14 protein-coding genes are annotated in these 21,890 nt (G+C 57.8%); 7 read left to right on the top strand and 7 right to left on the bottom strand.

The window, feature by feature from the left end; translation table 11 throughout:
• Positions 1-33 precede the first annotated feature (33 nt).
• Positions 34-807: a cyclic-guanylate-specific phosphodiesterase gene (gene pdeH, locus FCN45_RS00685; protein WP_101763780.1), complete on the bottom strand. Its 774-nt coding sequence runs from the start codon at positions 805-807 to the stop codon at positions 34-36.
• A 282-nt stretch (positions 808-1,089) separates the two neighbouring features.
• Between pdeH and FCN45_RS00680 the strand changes: the two genes are divergently transcribed.
• Together FCN45_RS00680 and FCN45_RS00675 are read left to right on the top strand one after the other, a co-directional pair.
• A complete protein-coding gene (locus tag FCN45_RS00680) occupies positions 1,090-2,019 on the top strand; it encodes a sugar kinase (protein WP_137384897.1) in 930 nt (309 codons plus the stop codon).
• 397 nt (positions 2,020-2,416) lie between these two features.
• A complete protein-coding gene (locus tag FCN45_RS00675; protein ID WP_137384896.1) occupies positions 2,417-3,289 on the top strand; it encodes an alpha/beta hydrolase in 873 nt (290 codons plus the stop codon).
• 3 nt (positions 3,290-3,292) lie between these two features.
• Here FCN45_RS00675 and FCN45_RS00670 read toward each other — a convergent pair whose 3' ends face one another.
• The 6 genes from FCN45_RS00670 to bcsE form a co-directional block, all read right to left on the bottom strand.
• A complete protein-coding gene (locus FCN45_RS00670; RefSeq protein WP_101763783.1) occupies positions 3,293-4,801 on the bottom strand; it encodes a pitrilysin family protein in 1,509 nt (502 codons plus the stop codon).
• Between the two features lie 245 nt (positions 4,802-5,046).
• Entirely contained in the window at positions 5,047-6,327 is a 1,281-nt protein-coding gene (locus tag FCN45_RS00660) for a dicarboxylate/amino acid:cation symporter (RefSeq protein WP_101763784.1), read from the bottom strand.
• A 228-nt stretch (positions 6,328-6,555) separates the two neighbouring features.
• On the bottom strand, positions 6,556-8,568 hold the full coding sequence (gene hmsP, locus FCN45_RS00655) for a biofilm formation regulator HmsP (protein ID WP_206098225.1): 2,013 nt from the start codon (positions 8,566-8,568) through the stop codon (positions 6,556-6,558).
• Positions 8,569-9,108: 540 nt separating this feature from the next.
• Positions 9,109-10,740 carry a cellulose biosynthesis protein BcsG gene (bcsG, locus tag FCN45_RS00650; protein ID WP_137384895.1) on the bottom strand — a complete coding sequence of 544 codons (1,632 nt, stop codon included), beginning with the start codon at positions 10,738-10,740 and terminating at the stop codon, positions 9,109-9,111.
• Positions 10,733-10,921, bottom strand: a complete 189-nt coding sequence (locus tag FCN45_RS00645) for a cellulose biosynthesis protein BcsF (RefSeq protein WP_137384894.1) — start codon at positions 10,919-10,921, stop codon at positions 10,733-10,735. The genes bcsG and FCN45_RS00645 overlap by 8 nt, the downstream gene beginning before the upstream one ends.
• Positions 10,918-12,468 (bottom strand): cellulose biosynthesis protein BcsE, encoded by a 1,551-nt coding sequence (gene bcsE, locus FCN45_RS00640; RefSeq protein WP_137384893.1) that lies wholly within the window; start codon positions 12,466-12,468, stop codon positions 10,918-10,920. The genes FCN45_RS00645 and bcsE overlap by 4 nt, the downstream gene beginning before the upstream one ends.
• A gap of 195 nt (positions 12,469-12,663) precedes the next feature.
• On the opposite strand from bcsE, the gene bcsR reads away from it, so the two are divergent.
• The 5 genes from bcsR to bcsC are packed head-to-tail and all read left to right on the top strand — an operon-like array spanning position 12,664 to position 21,872.
• Positions 12,664-12,858: a cellulose biosynthesis protein BcsR gene (gene bcsR, locus FCN45_RS00635; protein ID WP_101763788.1), complete on the top strand. Its 195-nt coding sequence runs from the start codon at positions 12,664-12,666 to the stop codon at positions 12,856-12,858.
• Positions 12,858-13,589 carry a cellulose biosynthesis protein BcsQ gene (gene bcsQ / locus FCN45_RS00630; RefSeq protein ID WP_137384892.1) on the top strand — a complete coding sequence of 244 codons (732 nt, stop codon included), beginning with the start codon at positions 12,858-12,860 and terminating at the stop codon, positions 13,587-13,589. The genes bcsR and bcsQ overlap by 1 nt, the downstream gene beginning before the upstream one ends.
• The gene (gene bcsA, locus FCN45_RS00625; RefSeq protein WP_137384891.1) at positions 13,586-16,189 is read left to right on the top strand and encodes a UDP-forming cellulose synthase catalytic subunit; all 2,604 of its coding nucleotides are present in this window, start codon (positions 13,586-13,588) and stop codon (positions 16,187-16,189) included. The genes bcsQ and bcsA overlap by 4 nt, the downstream gene beginning before the upstream one ends.
• A gap of 15 nt (positions 16,190-16,204) precedes the next feature.
• Positions 16,205-18,490: a cellulose biosynthesis cyclic di-GMP-binding regulatory protein BcsB gene (gene bcsB / locus FCN45_RS00620; RefSeq protein WP_137384890.1), complete on the top strand. Its 2,286-nt coding sequence runs from the start codon at positions 16,205-16,207 to the stop codon at positions 18,488-18,490.
• A complete protein-coding gene (gene bcsC / locus FCN45_RS00615; RefSeq protein ID WP_137384889.1) occupies positions 18,483-21,872 on the top strand; it encodes a cellulose synthase complex outer membrane protein BcsC in 3,390 nt (1,129 codons plus the stop codon). The genes bcsB and bcsC overlap by 8 nt, the downstream gene beginning before the upstream one ends.
• The last annotated feature ends 18 nt before the right edge of the window (positions 21,873-21,890 follow it).

Genomic DNA, 21,890 nt, shown 5'->3' with positions numbered 1-21,890 from the left:
GACTAAGGATAGTCGAGACGCCGCGGAACGGGATCAGGGAAGCTCAAGTGCCATACGTTCCAGCTCGCTGAATGGCACCGGACGCGAGAAGAAGTAGCCCTGCGCCGCCATCGCTGGCGAGCTACGCACCTGTTGCCACTCCTCTTCGGTTTCCACGCCTTCAACGATGACGCCGTTGCAGTAACGGTTAATCAACGCCAGCAGCATCGAGAACATCGAGCGGCCTTCATCGCTGGCGCGCAGCAGCATAAACAGCTCGCGCGAGAGTTTGATGTAGTCGTAACGCAGTTCGGTCAGCGCGGAGAAGTTCGCCATGCCAGAGCCAAAATCATCCAGCCACAGCGGCCCGAGTTCCGGCATCTTCGCCACCATCTCTTCCTGCGGCAGCGCATGATGCTCCGTTAGCTCGAAGCGCACCCACGGCAGTTGCGCAATCAGCGTGCGAATCGACTCATGCTTCTCAATCTCCATCAGCGTTGGACCGTCGATATTAACCGACGCCACCAGCTGACGCTGATTGAAAAACGCTGACCATGTGATCAGCAGCTCGAGTTGTTCTTGGACGACACCGAGGCGCTGCGCGATAGTCAGTGCTTCAAAATAGTCTTCGGGCGACAGCCTTTTTTCTGGCGCGGAGGGATGGGTAACCGCCGTCAGTAATTCAATAGCCAGCATGCGGCCTGAGACCTGATAAATCGGCTGGAAAGTATAGAATCGTTGGCACTGTTGCCAGAAGAGACGCGTTTCCTGTTGTTGCTCCAATTCATTTGAAACAGGCAGCCGATGACTCAAATTCTTCATCACCATGGTTTTTTCCTGGTTGGTGTTGAGTGCCTGCAAATAGCATCTCAGCGGCAAGTATCGGCGATCGCCGGGATAACTTTATCAATCTCGTTAGTCCCATGAAGAGTTGAGTGTAACAGCGTGCTTCGCACTTAATCGGCAAAACAAAACGCGCTTTGGCCGCTAAATCACCGTGGCGCAGGCGGTTTGCTGCCTTAAGTTAAATCAAAACATCGTTTTAAAAACCATTGACGACTGCCATACCAGACGCGAGACTAAGGCAGAATTCACTACAGGCTGAAGACCATGACGCAGAAGAAAATCGCCATTATTGGCGAATGCATGATTGAGCTGTCCGAGAAAGGTGAGAACATCAAACGCGGTTTTGGCGGCGATACGCTGAACACGGCGGTGTATCTGGCGCGTCAGTCAGATAAACAGCTGCGTGTCGATTATGTCACCGCACTCGGCACCGACAGTTTCAGTGACCAGATGATCGCCGCCTGGCAGCAGGAAAATGTCGAAACCGCGCTGGTTCAGCGCCTCGACAATAAAATGCCGGGTTTGTACTTCATCGAAACCGACGACCACGGCGAGCGGACCTTCTGGTACTGGCGCAACGACGCCGCCGCCCGTTTCTGGCTGGACAGCGCGCAAGCGGACGCGATTTGCCAGCAGCTGGCGCACTATGATTATCTCTATTTGAGCGGCATCAGCCTGGCGATTCTGCCTGCGGCCAGTCGCGAAAAACTGATGACGTTGCTCAGCGCCTGTCGTCAGAACGGTGGCAAGGTGATTTTCGATAACAACTACCGTCCGCGTCTTTGGGCCGACAAAGCCAGCGCTCAGCAGGCGTATGCCGAGATGCTGCGCCATACCGACATGGCATTCCTGACGCTCGACGACGAAGATTTGCTGTGGGGCGAGCAGCCGCTGGATGCGGTGATTGCCCGCACACGCGCTGCGGGCGTGCAGGAGATTGCCATCAAACGCGGTGCGGACTCCTGTCTGGTGGCGGTTGGCGATGAGCCGCTGCGCGAGGTCGCCGCCATCAAGCTGGCGAAAGAGAAAGTGATCGATACCACCGCGGCTGGCGACTCCTTCAGCGCTGGTTATCTGGCGGTGCGTTTAGCCGGAGGAAGCGCCGAAGATGCCGCCGCACGCGGTCATCTCACCGCCAGCACGGTGATCCAGTATCGCGGGGCGATTATCCCGCTCAGCGCGATGCCGAAATGACATAACCACCTGCACCAACCGTAGCGGCGCAATTGATTGCGCGATGAATCGCGCCGCTACAACTCTCCTCGCTATTCATTACCTGTGCTAACCAACCCGCCCGTGCAGTTTGCCTTAACGCAGCATTTTTCCCTGCCAATTTCCGCTAACGACCTGACTCATCCACTTCTGTAACAAAAACGGTATTACTTCTTCACTCGCGCTAATCAGATCGATTTAAATTCAATGTGTTATGGCAGGAAATCTGGCCGCCAGGCATAGTCCGAAACTGGCGCAATCGGCGGTTTTCGGCTGGACGCCAGCAGCAAAAAAGACCATGTTTTAATCAACAACAGCAGGACGCTGTTACTCCGGCCGCGAAAAAATAACGACAACATGACTCGCTCAGGACTGACTTATGCACACAGAAATCATCAATATCTGGCCACACGGTGATGCGCCAGGCGCGAGCGATTCGCGCGCTCAGCCGCAGATCGTCGATCTCGCCAAAGAGTACGAACCTTATGACCGCGCCGCCACCGGCGTGCGCTGCCCGGAAATTGCCATCTGGCATCCGGAAACCTCGAACGGCATCACGCTGCTGGTCGCGCCGGGCGGCGGTTATCAGCGGGTGTTGATCGACCGCGAAGGCAGCGCGCTCGCCACCTTCTTCACGTCAATGGGTTACACGCTGGCGGTGATGACCTATCGCCTGCCGTATGACGGTCACCACGAAGGTCCAGACGCGCCGCTGGCCGATGCGCAGCGTGCGGTGCGCGTGCTACGTGAACGTGCGCAGCGCGGGCTGAACGGCAAATATATCGTGATGATGGGCTTCTCGGCAGGCGGACACGTTGCCGCCAGCCTCGGCACCCGCTTTGGCGAGAAACTCTATCCGGTGCAGGATCAAGCCGACAGCTTCACACCGCGCCCGGATGCGATGGTGCTGCTCTATCCGGTGATCAGCATGCGTGAAGGTCTGGCGCATGAAGGTGCACGCACCCGCTTGCTTGGCGCATGGCCGGATCAGAAGATGGTTGATGCTTATTCGCTGGAGACGCGCGTGCACGCACAAACGCCACCGACGCTGCTGATTCACGCATCCGATGATGAATCGGTTTCGGTGAACAACAGCATGGTGTTCTTCAGCGCGCTGCGTGAGCATAAAGTGCCGGTGGAGATTCACTTCTACCAGAAAGGCGGCCACGGATTTGGTATCCGTGGCGTGGCAGATTTACCGCTCGCCAGTTGGCCGATGCTGGTAACCGAATGGCTACGTGCTAAGACCTAATGTTTAGGATGATGGCGCGGTCTGATCCGCCGCGCCTGCGCTGTTATCCGGTTTCACTTCTTCCGGACTCGCGGGTACCGCTGGCGGTTCGGGTAGCTTCATCACTTTATCCCAGCTTTCCTGCAGCATCTTCACGTTGGTCTCGGCTTCACCCTGCGGCTGAATCAGCACCATGGTCAGCTCCTGCGACAGTTGCTGGCGCAGTTCCTGATTTAGCTGATCGCGCGTCATCTCGCTGAGGAAGGTTTGACGCAGCTTCTGATACTGCTCAGGCGCAATGTCCACCACCGCGTTTTGCTGCGAGCGCAGACGCTGGCCCATCAGAATATCGGTGTCGGTGCGGGCGTATGTGGCAAACAACTTGTTGAGCTCCAGCAGCTTCTGCGCCATCAGCGCATCAAACTCCTCCTGCGGTAACCCTTTGTCGCGCACCGCCGCCAGCTCTTTCGCCACCTGATTCATATTCTGCGGCAAAGAGGCATTCGGGCTGTCCATGTTGATCGAGCACTGCGCACGTTGATAGAGCACGCGGCAATCGAAGCCAACCTGCACGCTTTGCGCTTTGCTGTCAGCCAGCGCGCGCTGCACATGCCAGAACAGCGCTTCACGCGCTAAATCGCTCTGCCAGTAGCGCTGCAAGTTCTGCGAATCACGAATCGGCTGCCATGCGGTGTCCCACACCAGCGACAGGCGATCCTGATTCATGCCGCCATTCACCAGATTCACCGGCTGATGCGGCAGCGGTGACAGCGTCGGTAGCGCGGCAGGTGCAACACGCTTACCTTTCAGCGGCGCAAAAGCTTTGTTGATCTGCTCCGCCATGCTGCGGCTATCGACGTTACCTACTACGTACAGCGTCATGCCGTCGGGCGTGTACCACTGCTGATAGAAGCTGTTGAGCTGTGCGATATCCACCGGCGCGCGCGGTTGCTCGCCGGGATCGTGCGCCAGCATCGCCGAGCCTTTCAGGCGATAGCGCCACCACACATCCTGCGTATTGGCAGGCCAGGTGGCAATCGGATCGGTCGCCATTAATGCGGTAGAAACCACCTGCTCATTAATCGTCATTTTCCCGGCGGTCGCCGCCAGCCAGCTGAGCGCTTCTTTCAGCAGATCAGGGCGGTTGTTCGGCAAGCTCAGGTTGTATTGGGTGTAATCGTACGACGAAATAGCGGGTGGCAGCGGACGTTGCGGATCCATGGCTTGCTGCCACAGCGCACGTTGCTGATTGGTGTCCAGCGTGGCGTTGTGCACCATCGCTAAACGCGGTAAAAGATGGCTATAGCCGGTTTGTTGCGCACTCTCCACCAGCGAACCGGTGTTAACAATCAGGCGCAGCTCAATACGATCGCTTGGACGTTGTGGTGTGGTTAGCAGCTGCCAGCTAAAACCATTGTCCAGTTTGCCTTCCTGCCAGGCGGGATCGGGTTGGAGCGTCTCGGCGTGCACGCCAAAACCGGACGCTGCCAGTAGCAATCCGCCAACCAAAAGCCGAATTCTGGTGCCCTGCATGTGAACCCCTACTCAAACAGATCAACGCTCGTTAGCGCGGCATGTTCGGTCACATCTGGGGTGACCGGCGCGGCATTGTGCCGCCACGTTTATTTAATAACAGACTCTTTGACCACGAGAAGGTCAGGATGTCGCGCAACGAGGCAAAAAATCGGGAAAAAAATCAATGGGGTTTATTATGCAAATGCCCGCTGTCAGGGCAAGCGACAGCGGGCATTTCTCGGCAAATTAACGCAAATAGCAGGTTATGCGGCGGTTTCTGGTGCGTTATTCACCTTTTTCCCGGCAGAAAGCGTCGCATTCAGTTGTTTCTCATCCAGCTGGCCGACCCACTTCGCCACCACGATGGTCGCCACGCCGTTGCCCACCAGATTGGTCAGCGCACGCGCTTCGGACATAAAGCGGTCGATACCGAGAATCAGCGCCAGGCCAGCAACCGGTAAATGTCCCACCGCTGACAAGGTCGCCGCCAGCACGATAAAGCCACTGCCGGTTACACCCGCTGCGCCTTTTGAGGAGAGCAGCAGCACCACTAACAGCGTGATTTGGTGGAACACATCCATATGCGCGTTGGTCGCCTGAGCAATAAACACCGCCGCCATGGTGAGGTAAATCGAGGTGCCATCCAGGTTGAAGGAGTAGCCGGTTGGAATCACCAGCCCCACCACCGATTTCTTACAGCCCAGCTTCTCCATCTTATCCAGCATGCGCGGCAGCGCAGACTCGGAAGATGACGTGCCCAGCACAATCAGCAGCTCTTCTTTGATGTAGGCGACAAATTTAAAGATGTTGAAGCCAGCGAAGCGTGCAATCAGCCCCAACACCACCACCACGAACAGCACGCAGGTGATATAGAAGCAGATGATCAGCTGCCCCAACTGCACCAGCGAGCCGACGCCATATTTACCGATGGTGAAGGCCATCGCCCCGAAGGCACCGATTGGCGCGAGACGCATAATCATGTTGATCACGCCGAAGATCACTTTCGAGAAGCTCTCAATGACGTTGAACATCACGGTGCCGGCGCTGCCCAGGCGATGCAGAGCGAAGCCGAACAGGATAGCGAACAGCAGCACTTGCAGAATGTTGCCGCTGGCAAAGGCACCAATGACGCTATTCGGGATCACATCCAGCAGGAAGGCGACCACACCTTGCTGCTCCGCCTGCTGCGCGTATACCGCGACTGCTTTAGCATCCAGCGTGGCTGGATCAACGTTCATGCCCACGCCAGGCTGCACCACGTTAACCACCACCAAACCGATGATCAGCGCGATGGTACTGACCACTTCAAAGTACAGCAGCGCCACTGCGCCCGTACGTCCAACGGCTTTCATGCTCTCCATGCCGGCAATACCGGTCACCACCGTACAGAAAATCACGGGGGCGATGATCATCTTGATCAACTTAACGAAACCATCGCCAAGCGGCTTCATTTGCGCGCCTAACTCAGGATAGAAGTGGCCCAACAGGACGCCGATGCCGATGGCAACCAGTACCTGAAAATAGAGGCTTTTTAAGATTTTCATAACAGGTGTCCAGTAAGACGGTTCGCACCGCCATTGTTGTGGAGAACGCATGCGGCAAGCCGCCAGAAGCGTAAAACCTTACCGATGGCGAGGAAAATAACACCCTGTTAACAAGATTAATATCCCCTACTATTCCTTACAAAAGTTACAAAACTCTAACTATGAACTGAAACGCTTCAGCACAGCGCTTCGCTACAATTTTGTAAGGAAAATCAATAACCAAGGTGATTATTCAGGGAGTTGCGAGCTATTGAGCCAGCGTTGATTAAAGACGTGGAGCGGCAGCGCTTCAGCGTATAAGTAGCCTTGCCCTATAGTAATTCCGCGCGCCAGCAGCCAGTCGCGCTGCTCGGCGGTTTCCACACCTTCGGCGATGACGTCGAGGTGAATGATGTCGGCAATCGCCGCCACGATGCGCACCATGGTGTCGTCATCCGGCAGCGCGGCGACGAAGCTGCGATCCATTTTCAGCTTATTTACCGGCAGCGCTTTGAACTGATGCAGATAGTTGAGGTTGGAGTAGCCCATTCCGAAATCATCGAGCGCTACCGCCACGCCGGTTTGCTGCAGCAAGCGCAGTAGCGCAATCGCCTGTTCGGCATCGCCAATCTGCGCGGTTTCGGTGATTTCCAATACGAAGTTGCCCGGCGCGATGCGATGGCGCTCCAGCAAGCCCTGCAAATGGCTGACCATGCTGGCATCACGCAGCTGCACCGCCGAGATATTGACGCTGAGCGGGATGTTAATGCCCTGCTTCTGCCAGCCGGCCAGAATGCGGCAGGCTTCTTCAAACACCCAGCGGCCAATAGCCGAGATCACGCCAATCTCTTCGGCGCTGGCAATAAACTCTTCCGATAATCCATAGCTGCCATCCGGCATGCGCATGCGCAGCAGCGCTTCGGCACCGGCCAGCTCGCCGGTTTCCATATTGATTTGTGGCTGCAGATAGAGGGCAAACTGCTCGTCCTGCAGACCTTGCAAGATGTCGTGTTCCTGCGTTAAACGCTTTTGCGCCCGCTCGGTGAGCGCCGGATCGAAGAACAGAATCTGGTTTTTGCCCTGATGCCGCGCCGACATCATCGCCGAGGTGGCGCGATCGAGCTGTTCGCTGGCCGAGATGCTGCTCTCTTCGTGCAGCGCCAGGCCAATGCTGGCGTTCGGACGCAGCTGCAGCTGTTGCAGGTTCACCGGCTGATTAATGCGAATCATCAGGTTGCGCGCCAGACGCATGGCGCGGAACGGATTGTGCGCGCGTTTCATCAGCAAGGCGAAGTCGCTGGGCCCGGTTTGCGCCAGCAGTGAGTGATCGTCAACGGTACTGCGAATCTTCTCCACCAGCGTCAGCATCAGCGTATCGCGCTGCTCATCGCTCAGCACGCCGTTGGCTTCCTGCAACGTTTCAATGCGAATCACCATCAAGCCCCACGCCTGACGATTGTGGCGATGGCTGATGTGCTGTTCGAGCAGCGCAAGGAACAGCGCGCGATTGGGCAGATCCGTAACGGCAAAATGCGTGGTCATGCGGCTCATTTCGTCGTGAATCGACTCCAGCACCTGCTGATTGCGGTTGTAGCTGCGGATCAACATGCCGATTTCATCATCGCGATGATTATTCGGCAGCTTCATTTTGTGGGTCAGAATCGCCTGCGGCGGCAGCTCCTGTAAATCACGCGAAAGATCGCGCAGCGGATGCACAATCAAGCGGTTGATACACCAGCTAATGGCGATCGAGAGAATCAGCGCCAGCAGCAGGTAGGTGGTGATCATGGTGGATAACGTGCTGAGCAGGAACTGATAGACGCGGGAGGAATCAGCCTGTAGCACCAGATAGGCAATCGGCTTCGGCAAACCGGAACGCTCCACGGAATAGAGCGGCAGCGTGATTTGTACCGGCAGCTCAAACAGGCGTGCGACCCAGCGCGGCACCGGTTTTTCCGGCGCAAAATCGGCGTGCAGCGCCTGGAAGGCATTTGGCAACACCACATCGGCGCGCGATAAAATACCGGCCGGTTTCAGGGTATTAAGGATGCGTTCGGCTTGCGGAATATCGGCTTTGAGCACCGCTTCGGAGAGTGGCTGACGCACGGTGTGCGCCACATTTTCCATTTGCTGGGCGTAGTCAATCCTGCGCTGCTGCACAAAGTGAAAGAGCTGGATGACAATAAAGATGCAGATGGTCACCATCGCCACGGCGGAAACCGTCGCCATCTGCTTTATCGTTAGAGAACGACTGACGCGCAACAAAACTTCTCCAGGCCACCAAAGGCGTGTAATGAGATGAAATTCGCAGCGAGTATATCCCAGGTCACGCGTTTTTTTCGCCGGGATAAAGGCGAAAAATAAGCAAGTTTGGTTATTTATGAAGTGATTCGGAATTATGCAGGTTTTGACGCGCATTCAAGCGCGCCTGGCCGTCATGGATGACAACCCCATGAGATTTGTAGCGATTGCGAGTGAAAAATACGCGTTAATGCTGCAGCGCGGGTGTTGAGGCGACATCCCGAGCCGCTGAGCGAATGAGGGATTCCAGGGCGAGCCGCATGGATGCGGCGAGAGGTGGCGCTGAGCAGGAGCGAATCGCCACCGGTCCGTCAGGAATCGTGAATGAGTGAAGGCACCGCGAAGCGGCGGGTTGGGCTGGCGCAAGGCCCGGGAGTGCAGAGGGCGCGGCCAGGCGTCCTCTGCTCGGTCGCCGCACGTAGGTGCTGCAACTGCCTCAGCACATGGCGAACGAAAGTCGCTCCGCGCTTAACTGAGCGGCATCACACCATTAATGGCGCCCTACTGCGGATACGGCACCCAATCTCCGCCGTTCAGGCGAATCCACGGTTTACCCTGATACATCATCACCACCGCGTTATCGTTCTCAGACACCACCGGCGTCTGCGGCAAATTATCGGTCAGCACCGACATATTAACGTTCGGCGCGTTAAATACCTGGCCATCCACCACGCGCGACACGATTTCCGAGATCGCCATCAGGCTGGTAGGCGTCTCCACGCTAAGCGGCTGGCCCTGATGCGGTGCTTTCATGCCAACAAACTTAATGCCGACCGGCACATGGGTGATATCCGGACTGGGGATATCACGCAATCCTGACATCTGCATCTTGTCGCCCTGCAGCGCCGCGCCGTGTTCCGGCACCACCAGCACCATCACGCGACGGCCCGACTTCTCCAGATTGGTCAGGAAGGCATCGAGCTGATCAAACAGCACTTTGGCGCGCGGCTGCCAGTCTGCGCTGCGCGTACTGCCCAACTCGCGCGTACCGTCATGCAGCGGAATCAGGTTATAGAAGGTCGCGGAGCGCGCATCGCTGCTCTTGGTGCGATCGTCGAGCCAGCGCTGCATCAGCTGCGCATCATTAAATACCGGCGAGCCATCAAATGACGTCACCTCCGGCGAGATGCCCGCCTGCGACATCAGCGGCGCCTGCAGATTGCCCTCTTCGCGTAGCTCTTTGAGATAGTTACCAAACACGCCGGTGTGATCCATCATCAATTGCTGCTTAAAGCCCAGCTTCGCCAGATTATCAAACAGATAGCAACGCTGATCGGTGGCTTTGTACAGATCGCTGTGCGAGCTCTGGCCGCAGCTGGCGCGCAGCAGACGAATCCCCGCCGGGCCGCTGTAACCGGTAGCAGAGTTGTAGTTGTTAAGCAGAATATCGAAGTGCTGCCACAGCGGATGATTACGCAGCTGCGCGACGTTCAAATCCGACCACGACAGCGAACAGATGTTGATCACCAGAATATCGAACGGCTGCGAATCAGCTGGCAAGGCGTCCGGGAAATGGGTCGCACGCTGGCGCTCGGCATCGTAAAAACGGTTGAGCCACGCGGTGAGGTTGGCGCTGGTTGGCGGCGCGGATTGATCGAGGCCATCTGGCGCTTTCGCCGCTGGCGTATCGTTGAGCTTCACCGTCGGCGTGGCGGCACTGTTCGGCAGTAAATTCATTGCCGGTCCGGCGATCGTCAGCACGTTGAGCCAGATCAGCATCAGCGACACCAGCACGGTGACGCGAATCCACTGCGCGATAAACAGATACAGCACCAGCAGTACAAAGCCCGCGCCAATCATCTCCCAGTTGATAAAGCGATTAGCAAGATCGAGCAGATAGCTGGGCGAGAAGCCTGCCAGCTGGCTGCCCTGGCTCATAATCGAATGGAGTCCCGGCAGCCAGGTATCGTGCCAGAACAGCGCCACGCCAATCGGCAGCGAAATCCACTGACGCAGGCGATGCAGCCGCACGCCCGGCAGCGGGAACAGCAGCCACGCCAGAAACACCAGGTTACTTAGCGCGTGAAAATTAAGGTAGCCGTACCACAGCAGCGCAAATTTGATCAGGAAGTAAAAGTTCCAGCCGCCGAGGCCGCGCCACCACGAACCGTGCATTGTGAATCTGTTATTCATGTTTATCCGTTTTATGGGTTTTGCGTTGCCACTGTCCTTCTGATTTCAATGCGCGCGTCGGCAGCAAACGCAGCAGCGGATTAGAGCCGCTACGCGCTCGTCCGTGCCCAAACAGTGATGTCAGGAACAGCAAAATCAATAACAGCAGGATCGCCACCTGCACCCAATCCATCAGCGTCATTGGTGGCTTACTCCGTCGAGGTTAAGGGTAATCGGCTGCGGCGTTTGTGCCCCGCGCTCAGGCGCGGCGGTTTGCGTGCTGACTGGCGCAGCGGCCAGCGGCGTGGCCTGCCGGTCGCGCTGTGCCACCGGCGTCAGCTGACGTATTTTGTCCGCCTCCGACACGATCTGATTGTCTTCAAACCAGACGATGCGATTGCTAAACAGCTCGTCGTGCGGCAGCGAGAAGATCGACTTCAGCGCGATATCCAAATCATTGAATCGGCATGAAGAGAGGAACAGATAGATGCGGTCGTTCACCAGCGTCACCAAATCGCCGAAGCGGCGCGGTTTACACAGCGTCAGAATCTGTTCGGGTTTCAGCTGCGGCACCGCGCGCAGCGCCACCATCAAGCCTTTGTCATTTTCCGGCAGCAGCGTGTTGGTCATCAGCTGCTGCACCGCCGCGCAAAATGCGTCCAGCGGTAGATAACCTTTCTGCTGCAGCGGCTGCAGCGCCTGCATCAGGGCATGGAGATTGGCAGGCACATGGCGCGAGAACTGCTGCCCCTGAATCCCTTCCAGCGTGGTAAGAAAGCGCGACAGGCTGGCCGCGGTCGGCACAATGGCATTCACGCCGCAGGCCAGCAGCAAACGCTCATCACTGTAGCGCAGCGTGGTACTGATTTCGCGCACCACAATCTTAAGCGCACTACCGCGTGAACGACGCAAACTATGGACCATCGTTGCTAAAGAATTAATGTCTTGATTATGAACCAGACTAAAGATGACCGTGGCGGCGTTCGCCTGCTGCGCACGCGAGAACACGCTTTCGTTATCGCTAAACAATTGCCACTGCGCTGAAAGCGGCGGCGCGCCTTCCAGCACACCTTCCTGCGCAAGGAATTGGTTTTCATCATTGCGGCTTAAGGGAATATTTTGTTCCGCTTGATTAACGGCAATAAATTGATTATCGACATAACTCAAACGGATAGCGCGGTCGGCCAGTAATTTATCTGCCGCATACCACCAGTTAATTCGATAATGCCAACTGTCCTGCTGAAACTCCAAATGTGCGAGACCATCAAGCTGGCGAAAATAACCTTGCAGATGATTACGCAGGTGAATTATTGACGTACCGGAGGTGATCATTAACAACGTAATTTGTTTTTTAGATAACAAACGGCGCATGCGCTTAAGCCAGAAGGTTAACTCATCGGGCGATAATTTTCCCCACAGCGCGGCATTACTATAAAAAATCACCAGGCCACTGCGACTATTAAGCACACGGGAAAAATCACTTTCAAGCTGCTTTAGGCTGCGTTTATTAGCCGGCAGTGAAAATAACGGCATACGCGCCGGACCGCCGATGGGATCGGGCGTCAAAAGCGCCTGCGGTTTCTCATCCGCACTGATGAGCGTAGCCGCCTTTTGTTGGCTAACCACCTGACGCAGCAGCGTTCGCGCATCTTCCTGACGCTGGCTGGTAATCCAGTAAAACCCCGGATTCTGCAGAGTATTTAATTCCTGCTGAATCTGCTGCAGGCCAAGCGCATAATGTTTTTTCATATTTGATTCGCGATCGATACAATCCAGGCTAGTTTAATCGAGACAGCCGCAATTGGAACGGGTGAAATAAAAAATAGCGTATTAGCGCAAATCATATTGATCTGTGGATAGCATTTGTCTTTACTTCAGGTTTAAACTTTACAAAAAATAAAACCACAATTCATCCGTTGTCGATTTTTCGGTGGCAAAAAAATAATGAAAACAGAGAATGCATTTTCGCTGAATGCGACTAGCAGCGAAGAGCACGATGACATTACAGCCTTAAGTGATGCCTTTTCCCTTAAGGCATTTCGCTACATTGATATTGCCCGCGAAGCGCGACTGAATACCATTATGACGCGCTGGCCATTGCTGCGTGAAATAAGCGCCGCACAGGAGTCAGAACGTTAATGCCTGTTATTGCATTACAAGGATTGCGTGGCGGTTGTGGCGCCACTTCGCTGAGCGCCGCACTCGGCTGGGCGTTTAACGCGCTGCAGCAATCGGTGCTGGTTATCGATTTTTCCCGGGTAAATCAGCTAGCTGCCCATTTTAATATACCGCTCGACCGCGCTCAGGGCTGGGCGCCCGCGCTGCTCGAACAGCAAGCGTGGCAGCAGTGCGCGCAGCGCTATCAGGCAGGGCTGGATTTTCTGCCGTTTGGCGCACTCACGTCGCAACAGTACGCCAGCATCAGCGCTATCAACGCAGAATTTGCCGCACCGCTGCTACACGCGCTGCCGGTCCTGAAATCGCACTACGACTGGATTATTTTCGACATGCCAGCGGATCTGTTGCCGTGGCAGCGATCCCTGGTTACCGCCGCCGATCGTCTGCTGCAGGTGCTAACGCTGGATGCCAACTGTCAGTTGCGTCTGCATCACGCGCGTTTTCCTGCGCACACGCTGTTTCTGATCAACCAGTTCAACGCCAACAGCCAGCTACAGCAGGATCTGCATCAGCTGTGGATCAGCTCACTGAAAAACCTGATTCCCCAGGTGATCCACCGCGATGAAGCGCTGGCGGAAGCGCTGATGATGAAACAGCCGGTGGGCGAATATCGGCCGCATGCGCTGGCCAGCGAAGAGATCAACACCCTGGCTAACTGGCTGCTGCTGCATGTGCCGGGAGGCGCGGCGTGAATCCATTACGCTGGCTGCTGATGCCGCAAGCGTGGCAGGCGCTGCAACGCCGCGCTCAGCTGGCGCACCAGCACGGCGCGGGCCGTTTCACCATCGCGCTGCATTTAATGTGGTGCGTACTCGCGTGGTCGCTGTTGCGGCTGGAAACACCGGGATGGCAGCGCATCCTGCAACATCGTCAACGTTACTACCCGCAAATTTCGCCGCTGCGCCCACGTCCGCTTGACCCGCTGCGCTATGCACTGCAAAGCCTGTGGCTGATGCTGGTATTGCCGCTGGATAAGCGCGCGCGTAAAAGTTTCAGCGTCAAACCGCTGTTCCGCTGGCGCGAGCCGCTCTATCAGTGGCTCGGTGCGCTGCCGGCACGGCTGGAACAAAACCGGTTCGCCCAGCGCAGCGAACAACGTATTCAGGCGCTGCCCGTGTGGTTGCGGCAGCTGCTGTTTATCGTGGCAGCGATTATCGCCAGCCTGCTGGCGCTGCTGTGCATCTCGCAGCCCTTCGGCATCACCACGCAGTTTGTCTTCGTGCTGCTGTTATGGGGATTGGCGATGCTGGTGCGTCGCGTGCCGGGCCGCTTGTCCACCATCATGCTGATCGTGTTATCGCTGACGATTTCCTGTCGTTATCTGTGGTGGCGCTACACCGAAACTCTCAACTGGGATGACCCGATCAGCCTGACGTTTGGTCTGCTGCTGATAGGTGCGGAAACCTATGCGTGGGCGGTATTAGTGCTGGGCTATTTCCAGACGCTGTGGCCGCTCAATCGTCAGCCGGTCTCGATGCCGCCGGAAATCACCTCGTGGCCGAGCGTCGATATTCTGGTACCGACCTACAATGAACCGCTGAGCGTGGTAAAACCGACCCTCTACGCGGCGATGGGCATCGACTGGCCGCAGGACAAGCTCAATATCTACCTGCTGGACGACGGCACGCGTGAAGAGTTCCGCGAGTTTGCCGCCAGCGTCGGCGTCAATTACGTGGTGCGTCAAACCCATGAACATGCTAAAGCGGGTAACATCAACCATGCTTTGAAAGCCGTGTGCCGCAGCGAATATGTTGCCATTTTTGACTGCGACCATGTGCCGACGCGCTCGTTCCTGCAGCTGACGATGGGCTGGTTCCTGAAAGATCATCGGCTGGCGATGCTGCAAACGCCGCACCACTTCTTCTCACCCGATCCGTTTGAACGTAACCTCGGTCGCTTCCGCCAGACGCCTAACGAAGGCTCGCTGTTTTACGGTTTGGTGCAGGATGGCAACGATACCTGGGACGCAGCGTTCTTCTGCGGCTCTTGCGCCATATTGCGCCGAACTGCGCTGGATCAGATCGGCGGCATTGCGGTAGAAACCGTCACCGAAGATGCGCACACCTCGCTGCGTCTGCATCGCCAGGGTTACACCTCGGCATATATCCGTATTCCGCAGGCTGCGGGTCTGGCCACCGAGAGTTTGTCCGCGCATATCGGTCAGCGTATCCGCTGGGCACGCGGTATGGTGCAGATTTTCCGCCTCGATAACCCGCTGTTCGGCAAAGGGTTAAAGCTGGTGCAGCGCCTGTGTTACGCCAACGCCATGCTGCACTTTCTCGCCGGGATTCCGCGTCTGATCTTCCTGCTGGCACCGCTGGCGTTTCTGCTGTTCCACGCCTACATCATCTACGCGCCCGCGCTGGCGATCGCCATCTACGTGTTGCCGCACATGCTGCACACCAGTTTGACCAACTCGCGCATTCAGGGCCGCTGGCGACATTCGTTCTGGAGCGAAGTGTATGAAACTGTGCTGGCATGGTACATCGCGCGGCCAACCACGGTGGCGCTGTTTAATCCGCACAAAGGCAAGTTCAACGTTACCGCCAAAGGTGGTTTGGTGGCCGAACGTCATCTCGATTGGGTGATTACCAAGCCGTACATGATGCTGGTGCTGCTGAATATCGCCGGTATCGGCATGGCCTTCTGGCGCATGGCGTACGGTCCGGCCAACGAAATGCTCACCATTTGGGTCAGTTTGGTGTGGGTGATTTACAACATGATTATCCTCGGCGGCGCGGTGGCGGTATCGGTTGAAGCGCGCCAAATCCGCGAAGCGCATCGTGTGGAAATCGCCATGCCTGCCGCCATCGCACGTGAAGATGGACACATGGTGCCGTGCACGCTGCGTGACTATTCCGACGGCGGCGTGGGGGTTGAGCTGCGCGAAGCCGATGCGCTGAAAGAGGACGAAACCGTGTCGCTGCTGCTGCGCCGTGGTCAGCAAGAGTTCAGCTTCCCGTGTCAGGTGCAGCGCGTGTTTGGCCGTCGCGCCGGAATTCGCCTGCATCAACTCACGACGCGCCAACACATTGAATTTATTCAGTGCACCTTCGCTCGCGCCGATACCTGGGCGCTGTGGCAGGACGGCTTCCCGGAAGATAAACCGGTGCAAAGTCTGGCCGACATTATGGTGCTGGGTTTTAAAGGCTATCTGCGTCTGGCCGAGTATGGACCTGCGCCGCTGCGCCGCTTATTCCGTGGCCTCACCGCGCTGGTGAGTTGGCTGGCGACACTGCTACCGCAGCGTATTGACCGCCAGCCTGCGACGATCAAAACCGATTTTACTTAAGTTGATGATATGACCATGACGAAAAAACTGAGTTGGTTCACCGCCCTGCTGCTGGGCTGCGTCTCTGTGGTGCAGGCCGCGCCGCTGACTTCTGGCGCCATGACTGCGCCGCAGCCGTTACCAGAGGTGAACGCGCGGGTCGACGCCAACGCGCCGCTGCGTGACAGCCAGCTGGTGTTTAATCAGGTCGCTCCGCCGCCCGGTAGCATGACCCTGCGCGGTACCGAACCGAGCAGCCAGATTGAGTTCGGCGTGCGCAGCGATGAAGTGGTGACGCGCGCGCTGCTGAATCTGAGCTATCGTCCCTCGCCGGCGCTGATTCCGACGCTGTCGCAGCTCAAAGTCTATCTCAACGATGAACTGGTGGGATTGGTGACGGTCACCGCCGAGCAGCTCGGCAAAGAGAACCAAACGCAAATCCCTATCGATCCGCGCTTTATCAGCGACTTCAACCGCGTGCGGCTTGAGCTGGTAGGTCACTATGCCAACGTATGTGAAAACCCGGCCAACAGCACCATCTGGCTGGATATCGGCAAAGCCAGCAAACTCGATTTGACGCTGCAGAAGCTGCCGCTGAAGAACGATCTGTCGCATTTCCCGGAGCCGTTCTTAGATACGCGCGACAGCCGTCCGCTGCAGCTGCCGATGGTCTTCAACGCCCAGCCGAATCTGCTGCAACAGCGTGCGGCCGGGATTCTGGCTTCCTGGTTTGGCAGCAAAGCGCAGTGGCGCGGACAATCTTTCCCGGTGCTGTATAACCAGCTGCCCAAAGAGCAGCATGCGGTGGTGTTTGCCACCAACGATCATCGTCCAGACTTCCTGAAAGATCTGCCGCCAGTGGAGAAACCGACGGTGGAGATGGTGAATCAGCCGGACAATCCTTACGAGAAGATGCTGCTGATCCTTGGCCGTGACGATAATGACCTGCTGACCGCCGTCGAAGGCATTGCGCAAGGCGAGCTGCTGCTGCGCGGCGACAGCTCAACCATCGACAGCGTAAAACTGCTTGCTGCACGCCAGCCGTACGACGCGCCGAACTGGGTGCGCACCGATCGCCGCACCACCTTTGCCGAGCTGACGCAGTATCAAAACCAGCTACAGGGCAACGGTTTGCAGCCGAATCCGATCAGCCTGACGCTGAATCTGCCGCCGGATCTGTTCCTGGTGCGCGCGCGCGGCATCGATATGGATCTGCGCTACCGCTACACCTCGCCGATTCAGCAGGATGGTTCGCGCCTCGCGGTGCATCTCAACAATCAGTTCATGCAGGATTATCCGCTGACGCAGAAAGATACCGCCGGTCAGCAGCTGATGCGCATCCCGCTGATGCAAGGTTTGCAGGACAGCAATCGCCAGCTGACCATTCCGGCGCTGCGCCTCGGCGTGGTGAATCAGCTGCGTTTTAACTTTGATTACGCCAACACCTTTATTGGCGGTACCGCCGATGGCCGCTGCGAAACCGTCACCGCCGTCGGACATCACGTGGTGATTGACGATACCTCGAGCATCGATTTCTCCGGCTATCGTCACTACATCGAAATGCCGTCGCTGGGCGCCTTCGCCAACGCCGGTTTCCCGTACAGCCGCTACGCCGATCTGGCGCAAACGCTGGTGCTGGTGCCATCAAGGCCGAGCAATGACGAAGTCAGCACGCTGCTGAATACGCTCGGCAGCATCGGCGCACAAACCGGTTATCCGGCGCTGCGCGTGCAGATGAGCGATGACTGGAGCAAAGCGAAATCGGCGGATGCGGATATGTTGATGATCGGCGGCATTCCACAGGATCTGCAGGACGACACGAAGATCCCGCTGCTGGCCGATGCCGCCCGCAGCTGGATCAGCATGCCTGCACGCAGCAACGCAGCAGCCAACGTACCGATTTCTGACAGTGAACGCGCGGTGGAAAGCCAAACTACCATTAGCTCACGCGGGCCGATGGGCGCAATTGTCGGGTTCCAGTCACCGTTTAACGATCAACGCAGCGTCGTGGCATTGCTGGCCGACAGCCCACGCGGCTGGGAATTGCTGAATAACGCGCTGCTCGACAGCGGCAAACGCGCGGCAGTGTTCGGTACCGCCACGGTGATCCGTGAATCGGGGGTTAACAGCATCCGCGTCGGCGATACCTATTACGTCGGTCACCTGCCGTGGTGGGAACGCCTGTGGAATCTGCTGGCCACCCATCCGGTGTGGCTGGCGATTTGCGCGGTGGTGGTCGTGGTTCTGTTTGCGCTGATGGCGTGGCGTTTAATGCGCATGGTCAGCCGTCGCCGTCTGGCCGAGCTGGATGACGATGAATAAGCTGCAGCTTGGATTACTGATCAGTAGCACGCTCGGGGTGTTGGCAGGCGCGACTGCCGCCCCGATCGGTCCCCAGGTTTCGCCGGTTGAGTGGCTGCTGATGCAGATTCGTACCGGCGAATCGACCAACAAAATCGATCTGGTACAGCAATCGCTCTATCGGCTGGAAAAAATCGATCCTGATAATCCGCAGGTGCTGGCGGCGCAAATCCGCATGGCACTGCGCCAGGGCGACCAGGCCAAAGCGCAAAAACTGCTGGATGAACTGAAGCGCGTGGCACCGAATGCCGCCGCCACGCGTGAATCAGCAGCCGGCTTGCGTCTGGTGACTGCGGAAGGGCGTCAGCAGCTGCAGCAGGCGCGACTGCTGGCCACTGCCGGGCATGTCGTCGAAGCCAAAGCCGCGTGGGACGCGCTGTTCCACAGCGTGTTCCCTGATGTGAATACCGAGCTGGAGTATTGGCGGCTGGTGGCACGTTTACCCGGCCAGCAGCCACAAGCGTATCAACAGTTGCAGGCGCTGGAGCAGCGCTACCCCGGCAACATCGGCGTAGAACTGCAGCTGGCGCGCATGGCGTTTGATAACAATCAGCCGGGCGAAGCCTTTACCCAGCTGCGTCGTCTCGCCAACCGCAACGGCGGGCGCGATGCCGCTTCCGAGCTGTGGCTACAGCAGATCCAGAATCAGCCGGTGAGCGAAAGCAGCGTCGCCAGCCTGCAGCAATATCTGCAAACCTTTACCGAAGGCGATGCCCAGCAGCGCGGTCAGCAAGAGCTGGCGCGTCAGCAAAAACTGCTCGCCGATCCGGCGTATCGCCAGCGCATGCGTGGCTTAGCGCTGGTGGATGCCGGTGGCGGCGCCAATGCGATTGCCGCGCTCAATGCCGCGCTAACCGCCAATCCCAACGATGCTGAATTGATGGGCGCGATGGGCCAGGCGCAGGCGCGAGCCAACAATCGCGCCGCCGCCATTCGCTGGCTGGAGAAAGCGATACAGGCCGGTCAGGCCAGCACGCAGATCGGCAAATGGCAGTCGCTGCTGCAAACCAACCGTTACTGGCTGGCGATTAACAACGGCGATGCGGCGCTGAAAAAAGGCGATATCGCCGCGGCGGAAGGCTATTACCGCAGCGCGCAAGGGTTGGATAATCGCGATAGCTGGGCGCTGATTGGCTTGGGTGATGCCGCGCTGGCGCGTAAAAATTCTGCGCAGGCAGAGCGTTATTGGCAGCAGGCGCTGCGCTTAGATCGCAGCAATAGCACGGCGAAACGTCGTCTGCTACAGCTGCGCACCGATGCGCTAATGGCCGAAGCCGATGCGCTGGCGCAGCAAGGCCAATGGCATCAGGCGGCGGAGAAGTATCGCCAGCTGGCGCAGGCGAATCCCGATGATATCTGGCTGGTTTATCGACTGGCTGGCGCGCTGCGCAACGGCGGCGAAGAAACTCAGGGCGCGCAGGTGATGGACGCGATGGTGCGCCAGCATCCACAGGAACCCACAGCGCTGTATGCATCGGCGCTGTGGCTGGCTTCTGGCGACAGCGATGACGCGGCGCTGGCCACCTTGCATCGCCTGCCCGCTGCGCGCTGGGACAGCAACATGCATGAGCTGGCCGATCGTCTCGAGCAGGACAAGGTGTTTACCCGCGCCAGTGATTTACGCACGCGCGGCGATGAAACGGCGGCAATTGCGCTACTGCAACAGCAACCCGCGTCCATCCGCCGCGATATCACGCTGGCCGATTGGGCGCTGGAGCGCGGCGACGCCCGCCGCGCGCTGGCGAACTATCAAAAAGTGCTGCAGCAAGACCGTAAAAACGGCGATGCGGCGCTGGGTCGTATCGAAGCCTTGATCGCCTTAAAACGCCCTGCAGAAGCGCAACGCGCGTTACAAGCCTTGCCGCCAGGCATGGCGCAGCAAAGTGTGAACAGCGGTCGCCGCGTGGCGCTCGCCTGGCAAAACAGTGGCGATGCGGTGCGTGCTCAACAGATTTTTGCTGAGCTGAAAACTCGTGCGGCGCAACAGGTAGCGTCGCAGGAAAAAGCGCTGGTGTTTCGCGATGCGGCGCGGCTGGAAACGCAGCTGCAACAGCCCGCACAAGCGCAGCAGGATTATCAACGGGCGATGGCCGCGAGCGGCATCAGCCCGGATGTGCCACAGGATAACGATCGTTATACGCAATTAACCCGCAACCAGGCGCAGGATGACTGGCTGAAACGCAGCATCCGCAGCGACGCCGCCGATCTTTATCGTCAGCAGGACACCACGTTCACGCTGGAGCAGGATTACTCGCGCAACAAAGGCAACGGCGGCACTTCCGATTTCACCGCCCATACCACCATGATGCAGGCGGAAACACCGCTGGCCGATGGCCGCAGCTTTGTGCGTGTCGATCATGTGCGGGTTTCAGCCGGCACTTTCTCCACCAGCAACGGCAGCCACAGCGAGCAGTTCGGCAGCTGTAACGATGACAATTCCGGCGGATGCAGCCGCGACTTTACTCAGCGCGATGAAGGCACCGCGCTGGGCGTGGGCTGGCATAACGATCGCTGGTCGGCTGATTTCGGCACCACGCCGCTCGGCTTCGAGACCCGCAACTGGGTCGGCGGCGTCAGCTGGAAAACCGACGTCAAAGACATTGGCCTGACGTTCACCGCATCACGCCGACCGATCTCCAGCTCGCTGCTGGCGTACGCAGGCGCGCGCGATCCCGCGGCAAACGGCGGCAAAACCTGGGGCGGCGTGGTGGCAACCGGCGGCTCGCTCGGACTGAGTTACGATCAGGGCGGCGCGCATGGCGTGTGGGGCGATATCAGTGCACATCAACTCAGCGGTGATAACGTGGCGGATAACAGCCGCGAACGCCTGATGGCGGGCTATTACTACAAGCTGATTAATGACGATAATCGCCGCGCCACCGTGGGCCTGAACAGCATGCTGTGGCATTACCAGAAGGATCTCAGCGACTACACCTTCGGTCAGGGCGGCTATTACAGCCCGCAGCAATATTTCTCGCTGTCGCTGCCGGTGACCTATCGCCAGCGCACAGAGAACTGGTCGTTTGATCTCGGCGGCTCGGTTTCCTGGTCGCAATCGCATACCGACGGGCAGCAGCGCTATCCGGTCAATCCAGGCTTTACGCTGGCGTCGAATCCCACTTCAGACAGCAGTTCGGGTAGAGGTTTTGGCTACACGCTGCAGGCGCTGGTGGAGCGACGCATTACGCCGCATTGGTCGGTGGGCCTGGCAATGGATATACAGCAAGCGAAAGATTACACCCCAAGCCACGGTTTGATTTTCATGCGCTACTCAATGTCCGGCTGGAATGGCGATATGGATATGCCGCCACAACCGCTGACGCCGTATGCGGATTTTAAATAGCGGCGGCTTGTTAAGCCG

Origin of the sequence: Pantoea sp. SO10 (assembly GCF_005281435.1) — a bacterium.
Taxonomy (GTDB): Bacteria; Pseudomonadota; Gammaproteobacteria; order Enterobacterales; family Enterobacteriaceae; genus Pantoea; species Pantoea leporis.
The sequence above is the reverse complement of the archived record's forward strand: the minus strand, read 5'-3'. Positions and strand labels throughout refer to the sequence as shown.